Annotated in this window: 11 protein-coding genes and 2 pseudogenes; 2 read left to right on the forward strand and 11 right to left on the reverse strand. The window is 45.7% G+C overall.

Annotated features, from left to right (window positions below; all coding sequences use genetic code 11):
* Position 1 precedes the first annotated feature (1 nt).
* Positions 2 to 214 (forward strand): hypothetical protein, encoded by a 213-nt coding sequence (locus XBJ1_RS00750; RefSeq protein WP_012986788.1) that lies wholly within the window; start codon positions 2 to 4, stop codon positions 212 to 214.
* A gap of 28 nt (positions 215 to 242) precedes the next feature.
* On the opposite strand, the gene XBJ1_RS00755 is transcribed toward XBJ1_RS00750, so the two are convergent.
* The 11 genes and pseudogenes from XBJ1_RS00755 to XBJ1_RS00800 all read right to left on the reverse strand — a co-directional run bounded on the left by XBJ1_RS00755 (position 243) and on the right by XBJ1_RS00800 (position 13,570).
* On the reverse strand, positions 243 to 722 hold the full coding sequence (locus tag XBJ1_RS00755; RefSeq protein WP_012986789.1) for an Hcp family type VI secretion system effector: 480 nt from the start codon (positions 720 to 722) through the stop codon (positions 243 to 245).
* Between the two features lie 112 nt (positions 723 to 834).
* Positions 835 to 1,466 (reverse strand): annotated as a pseudogene (locus tag XBJ1_RS00760) (IS6 family transposase).
* A gap of 195 nt (positions 1,467 to 1,661) precedes the next feature.
* Positions 1,662 to 2,444, reverse strand: coding sequence for a hypothetical protein (locus XBJ1_RS00765; protein ID WP_012986790.1), 783 nt, complete (start codon positions 2,442 to 2,444; stop codon positions 1,662 to 1,664).
* Positions 2,445 to 2,540: 96 nt separating this feature from the next.
* A complete protein-coding gene (locus XBJ1_RS00770) occupies positions 2,541 to 3,305 on the reverse strand; it encodes a hypothetical protein (protein ID WP_012986791.1) in 765 nt (254 codons plus the stop codon).
* Between the two features lie 97 nt (positions 3,306 to 3,402).
* Entirely contained in the window at positions 3,403 to 4,167 is a 765-nt protein-coding gene (locus tag XBJ1_RS00775; RefSeq protein WP_012986793.1) for a hypothetical protein, read from the reverse strand.
* Positions 4,151 to 6,097 carry a lipase family protein gene (locus tag XBJ1_RS00780; protein WP_012986794.1) on the reverse strand — a complete coding sequence of 649 codons (1,947 nt, stop codon included), beginning with the start codon at positions 6,095 to 6,097 and terminating at the stop codon, positions 4,151 to 4,153. The genes XBJ1_RS00775 and XBJ1_RS00780 overlap by 17 nt, the downstream gene beginning before the upstream one ends.
* Positions 6,098 to 6,112: 15 nt before the next feature.
* Complete coding sequence (locus tag XBJ1_RS00785; protein ID WP_012986795.1) at positions 6,113 to 6,907, reverse strand: DUF4123 domain-containing protein; 795 nt, start codon at positions 6,905 to 6,907, stop codon at positions 6,113 to 6,115.
* 8 nt (positions 6,908 to 6,915) lie between these two features.
* On the reverse strand, positions 6,916 to 8,838 hold the full coding sequence (locus XBJ1_RS00790; RefSeq protein ID WP_012986796.1) for a type VI secretion system Vgr family protein: 1,923 nt from the start codon (positions 8,836 to 8,838) through the stop codon (positions 6,916 to 6,918).
* 36 nt (positions 8,839 to 8,874) lie between these two features.
* A complete protein-coding gene (locus tag XBJ1_RS00795; protein WP_012986797.1) occupies positions 8,875 to 10,632 on the reverse strand; it encodes a type VI secretion system baseplate subunit TssF in 1,758 nt (585 codons plus the stop codon).
* 294 nt (positions 10,633 to 10,926) lie between these two features.
* Positions 10,927 to 11,159 (reverse strand): annotated as a pseudogene (locus tag XBJ1_RS21120) (IS6 family transposase); the annotation flags it as partial.
* A 68-nt stretch (positions 11,160 to 11,227) separates the two neighbouring features.
* Positions 11,228 to 13,570 carry a Tex family protein gene (locus XBJ1_RS00800; protein ID WP_012986799.1) on the reverse strand — a complete coding sequence of 781 codons (2,343 nt, stop codon included), beginning with the start codon at positions 13,568 to 13,570 and terminating at the stop codon, positions 11,228 to 11,230.
* 240 nt (positions 13,571 to 13,810) lie between these two features.
* Here XBJ1_RS00800 and greB point away from each other — a divergent pair, with 240 nt between their 5' ends.
* Positions 13,811 to 14,293: a transcription elongation factor GreB gene (greB, locus tag XBJ1_RS00805; protein ID WP_012986800.1), complete on the forward strand. Its 483-nt coding sequence runs from the start codon at positions 13,811 to 13,813 to the stop codon at positions 14,291 to 14,293.
* Positions 14,294 to 14,412: the final 119 nt, after the last annotated feature.

The following is a 14,412-nucleotide window of genomic DNA, read 5'->3' on the forward strand; positions in this document are numbered from 1 at the left end:
TATGTTTAGTAAAGGATGGTTAAGAAGAGAAATAATGTCATGGCTTAAGGGAATTTATTCTTATATAATATGGTCTTTTATTCCAACTCTATGTGTTTTTAGTTGGTCTCTTTTTGCGTTTGTTATTTTCCCAAATCATTGGGGGTTGTTAACTGTGGTAGGTATTATTATTGTTTTATTATTTACTGCTTATTTTGCATTTAAATCTAACTAAGCATATTTTATATGCTTAGTTAATATTTTTAATAAATTCGTTCATCCCATATGCTATAAGCTGATGTTCCAGCTGTTATATGACTCCATGCGATAGATTTATATTTTAGCTGTACTTTTTCATATGGCATTTTATCATTACTGTTAATTGAATTTGGATAAACACAGGATATATCAACAATTGTCGCTTCTGTTATTTTTAATTCATAGAAAAGTTCCAATTGCCCTGATGAGCTTGTTCTATAAAAAATAAATCCACCATTCAGTGATTCATTAGAATCTATAGCTATGGATAATAATGGTGAAGATTTATCTATTGGTTTTATGAATTGTATTGGGTGATGACTTACGTTTTGATCTCTAGTCATCGAATGATCTAAGCTTAATACTTGTATTTGGTCTTCGTGCCCTTTTTGATACCGATTTCCTATAGAATCAAGCGTTGAACACCCTGCGGAGATTAAACCTTGCTTCTTGCCGTTTAAAGTTAAATAGATCATGTATGACATAAAGATTACCATCCTAGTTTTTTATTCAAATGATGTTAACTCGATAGATATTTAGGCTAAAAAAAGTAACTTAACATAAAAAAAAGGTTCTGTCGCATTAACGGCGAGTTTATCAGTCGCATCCGGTGTGATTATTTTTCACACAGTTCAGTCGATAAAACAGCTCTGCTGGCGATAAATTCTCGCCTTCATTTTGAAGACATTGTCCTTTACGCGGCATGATGACTAACTCTATTCCTATCAGCAACGTTTGTGCCCGGCGGAACGATTTAAATCCTAGCATCGAATGGACCCGACGTTTGACATGGCGATGGTCTTGCTCAACGAGGTTATTCAGGTATTTATTTTGCCGGATTTCAATCACCTGCTGAGGCGATTCTTCTGCATTGAGAAGGTATCGCTTTACGGAAAAAACGCAGGGCTGCTGTTGCATCGCGGCGGGCTGTCAGTATCAACCGCCCGATAAAGGTATTTCCACTGACCTTTCACTTTGATATAGGTTTCATCCATCCGCCACCGGGAACCAATGGGTTTTTTGCGTGGTCGGAAAGCCTTGCCGAGCAGGGGCACCAGACGTAACACCCAGCGATGTATCGTGGCATGGTCGACCTCAATGCCGCGCTCTGCCATCATTTCTTCGAGATTGCGCAGACTCAAGGCATAAGCGAGGTACCAACGAACACATTGGGCAATGATATCGACAGGATAATGCAGACGTTTGAACGCTTTTCGGATAAGGGACATCGTTCTGGACTCGCTCAAAAACAGGGGTGCTTACCTGATGACCGCTTAATGCGACAGAACCAAATATATTGTGGTCGCACACCAATAGAGACATTATTGGAAGGAAAATCAATTTGGGCTGAAAAGAATCTAACCCGAATTTAATCTGACAGGCACTAAATCAAAGTGGGCAACTGTCAAATTAAGTCTGAATGACTACATCTTAGTTTGTTTGCTGTTTCTTGATTCAAGAATACGCATTAATTTATCAAAGTCTGGTATTACATCACCATTGTATATTATTGTGCCGTCAGGATAAGTCATTGATGTATCTGCATCCTTATTTTTTCCTCCATTCCAATGAGTTAAAAATTTTTTTTCATATAAGACATTAAGATGAATTTTTCTGCCATTATCCATTTTATATGTCATAACATCATGCTCTCCTACCAAATAAAATGATTGACTATGCCCCCCTAAGAACCTCTCTCTTAGTAAAGGAAATAGAGTAATTTCTTCATTTAAATTACCTGTTTTTTTTATATATCCCCCATCAAATTCTTGTGGTGCATTACCATCAATAACAAATGTCGTTTTAAATCCAAAATTATCGTCAATAAGAGGCGCAATTGTTGACGTATCTTTCAGTTTCACTTCGAAAGTAAGATTACTCAGTTTCCAATCACACTTCCCCCCTCCCTCCTTAGGGACACTGACCTCAACTTGATTTGACTGACCGATTGATAGCGGGTAGGTAGCATGATGAAAACCCGGAACAGAATACGATTTCATATTCGCAGTTCGGCGTTCTTTGCGGCAAATTTTAGAACGATACATGGCTGAAATGGGTAAGGCATCCAACTCATCCGGAATAGTGGCCATAAAATGAACATTCTCTCCATTAATCGGTGGAGAGAATGATCCGCTTTGCGCACATCCTTGTATGAAAAACACAGCAAGCAGGGGGGATAATACGCGTTTATTACAGAGAAATTTCATGGGTGCTTTCCTTGTATCGTTCAACCGAATTTAATCTGACAGGCCTAAATCAAAGTGGGCAACTGTCAGATTAAGTCTGAATGACTACATCTTAGTTTATTTGCTGTTTCTTGATTCAAGAATACGCATCAATATTTCATATTCAGGTCTAACCTCGCCATAAACAATATCGCCATTAGGATATGTCATAAATGGCCTGTCATTGTTCTTTCTATCAGTCCAAACTGAAAGCATTTTTTTTATATATATGTAACTTAGGTTAATGTTTTTAGTCGCTCCTACTTTATACGTTAACGGATCTCCTTTCCCTATAAGATAAAATGAAGTCTCATTTACACTTAAAAATAATTTTGTTAGAAGGGGAAATAAAATTATTTTTTCATGCAAATTTCCATTTATTTTTAAATAACCGCCATCAAATTCTTGTGGTGCATTACCATCAATAACAAATGTCGTTTTAAATCCAAAATTATTTTTAATAAGAGGCGCAATTGTTGACGTATCTTTCAGTTTCACTTCGAAAGTAAGATTACTCAGTTTCCAATCACACTTCCCCCCGCCCTCCTTAGGGACACTGACCTCAACTTGATTTGGCTGACCGATTGATAGCGGGTAGGTCGCACGATGAAAACCCGGAACAGAATACGATTTCATATTCGCAGTTCGGCGTTCTTTGCGGCAAATTTCAGAACGATACATGGCTGAAATGGGTAAGGCATCCAACTCATCAGGCATAGTGGCCGTAAAATGAATATTCTCTCCATTCATCGGTGGAGAGAATGAGTCGCTTTGCGCGCATCCTTGTATGAAAAACACAGCAAGCAAGGAGGAGAATGCGCTTTTATTGCATAGAAATTTCATGGGTGTTTTCCTTGTATCACTCAACCGAATTTAACCTGACAGGCCCTAAATCAAAGTGGGCGACTGTCAGATTAAGTCTGAATTACTATTTCTTAGTCTATTTGCTGTTTCTTGATTCAAGAATGCCCATTAACTTTTTATATTCAGGTCTAACCTCGCCAGAAACAATATCACCATTAGGATAGGTCATAAATGGCATGTCATTGTTCTTTCTACCCGTCCAAACTGAAAGCATTTGTTTTATATATATGTAATTTATATTAATTTTTTTAGCCGTTCCTATTTTATACGTTAACGGACTTCCTTTCCCTATAAGATAAAATGTATTCTCATTGCCATTTAAAAAGCTTTTTGTTAGAAGGGGAAATAAAATTATTTTTTCATGTAAATCCCCATTTATTTTTAAATAACCGCCATCAAATACTGCTGGTGCATTACCATCAGTAACAAATGTTGTTTTAAATCCAATATTATCGTCAATAAGAGGTGCAATTGTTGACGTATCTTTCAGCTTGACTTCAAAAGTAATATTACTCAGTTTCCAATCACACTTCCCTCCCCCCTCCTTAGGGACACTGACCTCAACTTGATTTGACTGACCGATTGATAGAGGGTAGGTAGCATGATGAAAACCCGGAACAGAATACGACTTCATATTCGCAGTTCGGCGTTCTTTGCGGCAAATTTCAGAACGATACATGGCTGAAATGGGTAAGGCATCCAACTCATCAGGAATCGTTGCGATAAAATGAACATGCTCTCCATTAATGGGTGGAGAGAATGAGTCGCTTTGCGCGCATCCTTGTATGAAAAGCACAGCAAGTAGGGAGGATAATACGTTTTTATTACATAGAAATTTCATTGGCGCCTTCCTTATATCGCTCAAGAGCGTGTTTCAATAATTCATCCTGGTTAACATCTTGTTTAAAAATATCGTGCAGGTTATTTTCGAGTGCCATAAAAGTGGTGTTACGTTTTGCATTCAGTGGAGAGGCATCTTGATGATGTATTAATTCATCAAATTTCTCTTTTGAAGCTATTAGCTTAGGCGTTTTCGTTGGCTCTAAGAAACTGAGCAATTGATTATTTATAATGGCTTGATATTTACTGCCCATAAAGTGGTCTGTTGCCGTCGTTATAATCGTATCTAAATCAGGATTATTCCATTGTGGGAATATTTCATCGAGAACAGACTTATCTCCCTTTAATGAGTCCACATATTCCTGTTGTTCATTCTCTAGTCCTTTATCTAATGAATTAGCTATGCTCGGAACTAAATAAAACTTATAGATGCCATTCATGCGCCATCTTTTTTTACCCGTAAAACCGACACCATTCTTACTTGGAATTCTTTCTTCACCCATTTGTCTCGCCTGAAAGAAGCTCACGGTATTCCCTTGGTGATAATAGACTTCACCCATCTCGGGGAGAGATTTTTGTATTGGAATGGTCGGCAATGTTGCCAAAGTCCAGCTAAAGCCAAAAATGGTTCCTAGTGGCCCATAAACTTCAAATAACCAGTTATCCATATTGGTATCAAATGGCACGCTCGTTACGCTATCGGCATCATTGACATGTCGGAAGTGATTCAGTGACGTTAAGGCTTTAACGCCACTTCCAGTGAGGACTCTCGGCATTCCATACGTATAAAGGAGCGGGTTATTATTTCTTAGCTCTGTGGCGTGCAATAAAGCAAGTGCCCCCCCCAAACTATGACCGCAGATAAATAACTTTTTAAGATTAATATGTTGTGATGATTCTTTGATTTGTTTAATTTCATTTATAAAATATTTTTCCATGCACTGATAAGCTTCTAAAAAGCCCTTATGAACCTTGGCTTTTCCACCGGGAAGAATATTCTCTGGGCATGGAATAGGGCGGTAAGTCCCATCCGTCAGCGCATCTCTCGAGCTTGCCGTCCCTCGCCATGCCGCAATAATTTGCGTTTCATTTTCAACAAAAAACATTTGAGTATCATGCTCAAACGTTTCAGGCGTTTCCACTTGTTCAACATCCAGGAATATTGCCGGTCGATAACGTTCTTTAAATGGTACATCGTTTACAATCGCGGGATAAACGGAATGATCATTGATAACAGGGGTTTTTGATAAGTCAAAGCATTGCTGGTAGAAAAAAGAAGTGGTCGTATCGGGAGTATTAATAAATTTCCTCATATTAATATCAGGAGAATCTGGGTTAACCATCACTTCATTCTTATACACCAATAGTGACATGAGTCCTAGGTTATACGCATTCACTATATCGTAGTTTGGTGTATGTTTTAGGATTAAAGACCATGCTCTAAACGGACATACCTCAATCACATGACGTTGATTAAAATCCTCACCGTAAAACTCTAATCCTTTAAATTCATTTTCTTTCGGAAAATGGTAGTAAGGTAGCCCAAACTTAGCTTGTTCCCACTTTGCAATATTAGGGGCTTTGTCACACAACTCACCAATGACAGCATAACGATAAAAATAACCTTTGGATTCGGCATCTGGCTTGACTGTTGAATGAGACTCACCACGCAATGTTCGTAATGGTCGTGTTTCCATCTCATCGGCAAGTTTTTGCCCACGGAGAAATAAACGTATAGGAGAAGCAGGCAATTTATCTGCTCGGATCATGCCGTTTTCATCCGTCTTTCCCGGACGCTCAACTTTACTATTTTTTAAAATATAGTCCATCTTAGAAATGGGTTTATTGTGTTCATCAACAAGCTGAATTTCTATTTTGTTCTTTAACATTCCCGGGCAATTATGACAATAAACCGAATTAGCATTACTCATAAATAGGTGCTCCTGTTATTTTTCTTGTTCCATAGCCAATAGATAATTCTGACCGGACATATTTTCAATACGTTGTCCGGCTTCCAGCTTTTGTCTCAACCACTGCTCAATCCGTGGTTCTAAACTGCCTTCTGGCTGATCCAATTTCTTCGCCATTACACCGTGGTTTTCCCATAGATCGTTATAGAGAGAGCTGCTTAAGACTTTCAGGCCATAAGGCGAATGCAGCCAAACCAGTTGTAGGTGTTCGCCCAATGTAAAAGGAATATCGTCATTGCCTTGTCCACATTCCTTCGGACGGTGGAAATGTGTGGTCTGGGACAGGTCAATCATCAGTTCCGTGACAGGAGTCAGCATCAGTGACCAGTCACTGGGCGTGAAGGCCGATACCATCGCGCCAAATACCCGTGTATCCATCATGCGAAATATCACTTGTTCGCCATTCAACGTCACCAATTGTCGTCGTTGCCAGTGGGTAAGCTGTTCCTGCCACGACTTATGGCTTCGATAAGCCCAACCCCAGCTGTTGTCACTGAGTTCATGTTTATCTAGCACTGCACCAATCTGAAATAAATGATTTACTTTCGCCTGCACCAGCCACGGGCTTTGTTTCAGCATTTTGCGCATCGGCGTACCGCTATATAACGGAAAAGCTTCTTCTACCCAGTCATTGAGATAAAAGTGTGCCACCGGATCAGGTTTCGCCAGTGAATTGAGGATAAAAAATACGGGCGCATCATTAGATTTATTCAGCCATTCTTGCCAGCTTACCGGGGATTCTGTGTCCTCTGCGGGAATTGCATTTTCCATTATTACGGTTACTCCTTGGCTGGTTTAATAACGGGACTGACGTCTTGTTGTGCCAGTTCCGGGCAATAAGGATGTGCCGGAAATACCATTTCCACCTCCGGCAACGGCTCCACGCCCTCCGGCAGTTGCAGGTTTACCCCGCGTCCGCTGCCGCCTGAGCCTTGGCCAACATTAATCGGTGAAGACAAAATCCCGCCCGGGGTCACTTTGAGAAAACTGCCGCCCACTTTCAGGGTAATTTCCGATGCCGCTTCCAATACCATTTTGCCGCCGCTTTTCAGGTGAATTTCCTGCCCGCTATCAATCACTGTGGCATCTCCCGTCTGGATATGCTGGCTGCCGGCAATCCGGTGTGACACATCCCCTTCGGTGGTGATTTTTCTGGAACCGGCGACCTGATGATGGTCATCGGCGCGGATATCGTGGTAGCGGTTGTTATCGATGCGCTGTTTCTGGTCATGTTTGATATGCCAGTAGGCATCGTTTTCGATATGGGCGGTAAAGTCTTTCTGGCCGTGGATATAGACTTCCTCGCTGCCTTTCGCATCCTCAAACCGCAGTTCGTTAAAACCTTTGCCTTTATGGGTTTTGGTCTTGAAGGTCGTACGGGTTTTTTGTGCCGGTAAATCCAGTGGCGGGCGGTTCAGGCCGTTATAGACAGACCCCGTGACGATCGGTCGATCAATATCGCCGTTGAGGTAGGAGATAATCACCTCCTGCCCGATGCGCGGTATCGCCATAAAGCCAAAGCCATGACCGTTCCAGCCTTGTGCCACCCGTACCCAGCAGGATGCGCCATCATCCGCGTTGTCATAGCGGTTCCAGTGAAAATGGATTTTAATGGCACCGTCTTTATTGACGAAGATTTCTTCTCCTTCGGGACCCACGACGATGGCGGTTTCATCGCCATCTGCTAAGGGCTTGTAATAGAACGGCGGACGCCAGTCGGCGAGGCCGTCGATAAAGCTGAACTGATTGGAGAGTGTCGTGCCATCACCGCCATCATGACCCAGTGCCTGTGGGCAGCGCCCATGATGGCTGATACCGACAATCTGCCAGCGGGCATTCAATGGGGCGTGCGGGTGATTTTTGATCTCGAAGATTTTACCCGGCATCAGTTTGATGCAGTTACTGTTTCCGCTGCCGGTCTTTTTCTGGTTATCCAGCGCTTCATGACGGTATTTTAAGAACGGTTTGGCCGCCGCATCTTTCTGGAAACGCCCGTAGCTCTCAAAGACGGTATAAGGGGTTTGTGTACCAAAATCGCGAAAACCTTCACTGCTTTCCATATGGGAAAGGTGATAACGCGGATTGTCGTAGTTAAAGTCTTTGTGGAGGCTGCGTTGCGGACTCATTCCGACGCCCAGCCGTACCTGATAAATCGTATCTATCCCATGGGCAGTTTCCGGTTGCGGGCTGTAAGTCAGCGGCAGCCCGGCCGTCATCCCCAGATGACTGTCGCTGAAAAATGCCGTTTCATCCTCAAACCAGAAACTGATGCCTTCTTCCGCGGCCAGACGATTGAAAAATGCATAGTCAGATTCCCGTTTCTGGGTCACGTATTCCCTGTCCTGATTGAGCGTCAGACGCCAGAGGGCAGGGCGCACCGTCAGGGTATAGAGGGTTTTATTGCCGTCGGTGCCTGCCCAGTCGGCGTGGGAGATGATACCGGTGATTTTGCGCTGTGCGAGTTCCCCATTAAAGATTTGTAACACCGCTTCCTGCATCAGCAAGGCGGTCAAATCCACTTCCGTCTGGGGTTTAAACGGGTTCAGTGTGTGCGTTTTGACCAGCGTCAGGTTCAGGGTAAACAGCTCAGATAACCCTTCCTGCAGGGAAAATTCCCCCACGCTGAACGTATCTTCAGGAAGCCCCGCGACCTGAAAAGTAAATCGTAATCCACTTTTGGCAGAAGACAGCATATTCATCATGTTTTGTTTTGCTCCTTATTGTGCTTTCTCTATTGCTTACATATCCCTGCGTAATCCATAGACTTCCCAGAATTCCCACAGGGCTTTGTGACAGTTCGGGGTATACACATTCAGCTTGACGAAGGTGGACTGGCCGACAAAACAGGCCATAGCCTGATTAATCAACCGGCAGAAACGGTACATCTCCCCCGGATTGGCGTAGCCGTCAGGGTTCAGTGTGAGTGACAACAGGTGACCCCGGACGGGTCTGCCCTTATACATCCTGTCGGTCAGGCGTTCCTCCACCCGGACGATGCCGTCAATATGCCGGCGGATATGGCGGCTCAGCGGACGATTGAGTTCGGCGTAAGGGTCAAACAGGCGGAGGAAATGTTTCAGGCTTTCGGTAGTAAATAACAACATCGGCGGGCTGGAGAGGCAGGAAAGCAGCGGCCAGCCGGAATTATCCTGTAACATCGACGGGTAATCGGTGGCGACCGGCGTAATATTGTGCACATTGAGATGGGACGGGGAACCTTCCTGCATCACGGTGAGGGTGCCTTTTTCCAGCGCAATGGCCTGTTCATGGTAACCCCAGGAATGACAGGCGACGGCGATCTCCGGTAAGTTCACGGCGGGTCGGCCGGTCAGGTCAAAAAAATGGAGCTGGTGCGTCAGCCTTCCCGGCAAATCACGCGCTGTCTGGAGCAGGTAGTAAAAAGTGTCAGCTTCCCCGTCTTCTGCCAGCCAGCCCATTGCCGGGGTAAACTGGTCAATGGGCAGGTAGCGGTATGGCGTGCCGCGTTGCTGTTTCTCATCAGGCTGCTGAATAACCTGAATATCGCGCAGCCGGAACAATCGCACGGACTCCCCGAGCGGCAGGGGATAGCGATGATTTTCTGGCGTCAGCGGAATGGGGAGGCTGGTCAGATTTTCCAGATGAATGGCCGGGACGCAGCCCAGCATAAAGGCATCATCAACGTCTTCCAGTGGCAATTCGCCTTCAAAACGAAAAATGAGTTCAAAGGTGCCGTCGGCATTCAACGGCACCTCACGGCAGTAGTCACTGATATCCACCGTCATAAAGTTATAAAGCTGGGGCAGCGCATAATATTCAATGAGAGACTGAAGCCCGGCATAAGTGTGTTTTTCCATCGGCAGGATGGGGGTATCGAACAGATTGTGCCAGCCATAAGGAAAACAGCTCAGTTCTCGCTGTTCACCCCGGACTCTCAGGCTGACGTCACTGATATGTTGATCCAGCCACAGGCTTAATAGCGCCGCCTGTTCACTGTCCGTACCGAGGAAAAAAGACAGTGACCCGCTTTGCCAGACGGGGGAGGGAATGCCTGTCTGGCAAAGCGTCAGCACTATCTCACTGTGTGTGCCGGTTTTCTTCACCGCCCTGTCCAGCACGATAAGGGGTTCGATATGCAGGGAACGGCAGGTTTTAAACGTGAGTAACTGCCCGTTGACATGGGCAGAAACCGGCGTGCCTGCCGGGATATCAACGGCGCCCTGATGTTCTCCGTCGGTGGGATGAAATTGCATGACCGTCGTAGGCGGAATGGGACTCAGGGCCAGCGGCCAGATACGGGAAAGAATGCCGTGGGTAATTTCGGGGAAATCATCCTCAAGTTTATCCCGTAAGTGGGCGATCAGCAGGGCAAACGCTTCGAAGACACGTTCAATATCCGGATCATGAGAGGCAAGCAGAAAGTCGGCCAGGTGAGGCGATTCTTTCGCCACGCGTTGAGCCAGTTCCCTCATATAGGCTCTTTCCCGCAGGTACATAGACTCCTTGTTGTTTTTCATTAGCTTTCTCTTTTTATCCTAATGTACCGATGAATAATTCATCGGCATGTTATGCGTAAAGTTTATATAAAATCAGTATCCTGCCAGAGGTTGGGGGTTTATTGTACGGGCTTATCAATTATCATTCTTAATGAACTTTGATTTTTTTATGATTTAGGAAAAGTCTTACTAACGATATCCATCATGGTTGAAAGGGTACTGAGGCCGGATAGCAGAGTTGTCTGGCTGGATGCGCCTGAACGGTTCTATCGCATTAACAGAGAAAGTTTGTACGGAGGTGGGGATGATGACTATTTATGGAGTCAATCGATAAAACATCTCTGCCGGTGACAATGTCTTATCTTCGGGTTGTGAGTATTGCCCTTTACGCAGCATCGAAACGAGTTCTATCCCCGCTAAAATCGTTTGTGCGCGGCGGTATTGGCCCCACTTTTATCGATAGTCACGACGGCGGGTCTGCCGTGCTGGCGTATTGCTTTACGGAAAAAACGCAGGGCTGCCGTTGCATCGCAGCGGGCTGTCAGTATCAACCGCCCCGTAAAGGTCTTTCGTCTAACTGGCTCAGGTGAGCCAGTTAGACGATGATTATCCCGAATTAACGCTTTTTGCCGAATGCAGCAGCCAGAGCATCACTCATGGCGCTGTTGGACAATGCCGTTGATCCCGGAGAGCGGGAAGTCTGGCGGTTTCTGCCATTACCATTGCGCTCGTTGCTATTACGCGGGTTACTGCTCTGAGAACCGCTACGACGTGCCGGAGCTTCGCCGGGTTGCTCATCAAGACGCATAGTCAATCCGATACGCTTGCGGTTCAGGTCAATGTCCATCACCTTCACTTTCACGATATCGCCAGTCTTGACCACGGTATGTGGATTTTCCACAAAACGATCAGACAGTGAGGAGATATGGACTAAGCCATCCTGATGTACACCGATATCCACGAAAGCACCGAAATTGGTAACGTTAGTGACCGTTCCCTCCAGAATCATGCCGGCGCGCAGGTCCTTCATGGTTTCGACGCCATCAGTGAAAGTCGCTGTCTTGAATTCAGGACGCGGGTCACGGCCGGGTTTTTCCAGCTCTTTCAGGATATCCGTAACGGTCGGGATACCGAATTTATCCGTGGTAAAGTCCTGTGCCTGCAAACCACGCAGGGCGCCAGGATTGCCCATCAGTTCAGACAGGGACTGTTCGGTAGTGGCCAGGATCTTCTCGACAACCTGATAGGTTTCAGGGTGAACGGTTGAGGCATCCAGCGGGTTATCACCCTGATTGATGCGTAGGAAGCCGGCACATTGCAGGAACGCTTTTGGCCCCAGACGATTCACTTTCAACAGTTGATTACGGTTGTCGAAGCGGCCGTTTTCATCACGCCAGTTCACGATATTCTGGGCAACCGACTTGGATAGCCCTGCGACGCGGGTCAGCAGAGCGACTGATGCGGTATTCAGGTCAACACCGACGCCATTTACACAGTCCTCAACCACGGTATCCAGCTTTTTGGCAAGCTGAGTCTGGCTGACATCGTGTTGATACTGACCAACACCAATAGATTTTGGATCGATTTTCACCAGTTCTGCCAGCGGATCTTGCAGGCGACGGGCAATGGAAACGGCACCACGCAGTGAAACATCCAAATCAGGGAATTCCAATGCTGCCAGTTCAGAGGCGGAATAGACGGATGCACCTGCTTCACTGACTATCACTGCCTGAGCCTTGACGTCAGGGTATTGTTTCTGGATGTTAGCAAAGAAGCGTTCCGTTTCACGGGATGCCGTACCATTACCAATGGCGACTAACTCGACTTGATATTTGGTGCACAGAGCGGCAACGGCAGCAGCAGCTTTGACTTCTTGCCCGGTATGCGGGTAAACGGTATCTGTGGCAATCAGCTTGCCTGTAGAGTCTACGACGGCAACTTTCACCCCAGTCCGTAACCCCGGATCTAATCCCATCGTGGCGCGCATACCCGCAGGGGCGGCCATCATCAGAGCGTTCAGGTTACGGGCGAAAACGTTGATCGCTTCATCTTCGGCTTTCTCGCGCAGCGTCCCCATCAGCTCAGTTTCCAGATGCAGCAGCACCTTGATGCGCCATGTCCAGCTCACCACGGCTTTACGCCAACTGTCAGCCGGCGCGTTATTCAGCCGCAGGTTCAGGTGATCGGTGATAATCTGTTCGCAATAGCTCTCTTTAGGAGCTTCCTCAAATTGAGGATCGGCATTCAGAGCCAGTTGCAGGATGCCTTCATTGCGCCCACGGAACATGGCCAGAGCGCGATGGGATGGAACGGTGGCAATCGGTTCATGGTGATCAAAATAATCACTGAACTTGGCGCCTTCCTCTTCCTTACCTTCGACAACTTTGGCGGCCAGATGCGCATTCTTCCACAGATATTCGCGCACTTTCACCAACAGAGCCGCATCTTCGGCAAAGCGTTCCATCAGGATATAACGTGCGCCATCCAGTGCAGCCTTGGTATCGGTAACGCCTTTGTCGGCATCAACATAGGCGGCTGCCGCCAGTTCTGGCGTTTGTTGCGGATCTTGCCACAGCAGGTCGGCCAGTGGCTCCAGCCCGGCTTCAATGGCAATTTGCCCACGGGTGCGGCGCTTGGGTTTATACGGTAAGTACAGATCTTCCAGTTCGGTTTTACTCTGCGTGGTATTAATCGCCTCTGCGAGCTCAACGGTTAACTTTCCCTGTTCCTCAATAGATTTCAGAATAGTCTGACGGCGATCTGATAGTTCGCGCAGATAACCCAGGCGGCTTTCGAGTTGGCGAAGCTGAGTGTCATCCAAACCTCCGGTGGCTTCTTTACGGTAACGGGCGACAAAGGGAACGGTATTTCCCTCATCGAACAGAGTAATGGCGGCGAGGACTTGCTGTGGTTGAGCCTGTAACTCACCGGCAATGATTCGACTTAAAGATTCATTCATAGACTGTTTTCTTCAACTTTCTTAGCGGCTGTAGATATCATCAGAATTGCACAGACAGTGCCAGATTCATCTAACATAATAATGGCATGGTTCAAACTGGCTCCATTTATACGTGCAGAGCGCGATAATTTCCAGTTTAGCGCGATATTTCGGTCATGTTGAGACAGATTTCATCGAATATCTTATGGGTTAAGATATAGTACTCCGCCATTAATCATATTTTCTCAAGTGGGTTTTTTCATGGCGAAGAGTAACTACATTACCCGAGAAGGCTGGCATGCGCTTGATCAGGAGCTGAAATATCTCTGGAAAGTCGAACGCCCCAACGTAACTCAGGCTGTTTCCGATGCTGCGGCACTGGGAGACCGTTCGGAAAATGCCGAGTACATTTATGGCAAAAAAAGATTAAGAGAAATTGACCGTCGTGTGCGATTTTTATCCAAGCGACTTGATGCACTGCAAATTGTTGATCCTGATCCGAGACAGGAAGGCAAAGTCTTTTTTGGTGCATGGGTGAAAGTCGAAAACGAAAAAGCCGAAGAACATATTTTTCGTCTGGTGGGGCCGGATGAATTTGAACCTGCCAAAAAGTGGATTTCTATTGATTCACCTGTGGCCAGGGCGCTGCTTGGCAAGCAGGTGGATGATGAAATCACCGTCATGACTCCCAATGGTATGGCGATTTACTGGATTCTGGAGATTGGCTACCAGCCGTTGGGGTAAACCACGGAGATAGGGAGCAAGGATGGCAGGCAGAACCATAAGCAATTGTTGATAATGCCGTAAACAGCCTTAAAATACATGAAGTTAGTCTCTACTGAAGTTTGGGGTTTCTGTGAGAG

The organism is Xenorhabdus bovienii SS-2004, from assembly GCF_000027225.1.
In the GTDB taxonomy this organism is placed as follows: Bacteria; Pseudomonadota; Gammaproteobacteria; order Enterobacterales; family Enterobacteriaceae; genus Xenorhabdus; species Xenorhabdus bovienii_C.

Excerpts from the sequence above, each read along its gene's own strand:
- XBJ1_RS00790 (WP_012986796.1), bottom strand. The coding sequence starts at position 8,838 with ATGATGAATATGCTGTCTTCTGCCAAAAGTGGATTACGATTTACTTTT.
- XBJ1_RS00755 (WP_012986789.1), bottom strand. The coding sequence starts at position 722 with ATGTCATACATGATCTATTTAACTTTAAACGGCAAGAAGCAAGGTTTA.
- XBJ1_RS00785 (WP_012986795.1), bottom strand. The coding sequence starts at position 6,907 with ATGGAAAATGCAATTCCCGCAGAGGACACAGAATCCCCGGTAAGCTGG.
- greB (WP_012986800.1), top strand. The coding sequence starts at position 13,811 with ATGGCGAAGAGTAACTACATTACCCGAGAAGGCTGGCATGCGCTTGAT.
- XBJ1_RS00795 (WP_012986797.1), bottom strand. The coding sequence starts at position 10,632 with ATGAAAAACAACAAGGAGTCTATGTACCTGCGGGAAAGAGCCTATATG.
- XBJ1_RS00750 (WP_012986788.1), top strand. The coding sequence starts at position 2 with ATGTTTAGTAAAGGATGGTTAAGAAGAGAAATAATGTCATGGCTTAAG.
- XBJ1_RS00765 (WP_012986790.1), bottom strand. The coding sequence starts at position 2,444 with ATGAAATTTCTCTGTAATAAACGCGTATTATCCCCCCTGCTTGCTGTG.
- XBJ1_RS00800 (WP_012986799.1), bottom strand. The coding sequence starts at position 13,570 with ATGAATGAATCTTTAAGTCGAATCATTGCCGGTGAGTTACAGGCTCAA.
- XBJ1_RS00780 (WP_012986794.1), bottom strand. The coding sequence starts at position 6,097 with ATGAGTAATGCTAATTCGGTTTATTGTCATAATTGCCCGGGAATGTTA.
- XBJ1_RS00775 (WP_012986793.1), bottom strand. The coding sequence starts at position 4,167 with ATGAAATTTCTATGTAATAAAAACGTATTATCCTCCCTACTTGCTGTG.
- XBJ1_RS00770 (WP_012986791.1), bottom strand. The coding sequence starts at position 3,305 with ATGAAATTTCTATGCAATAAAAGCGCATTCTCCTCCTTGCTTGCTGTG.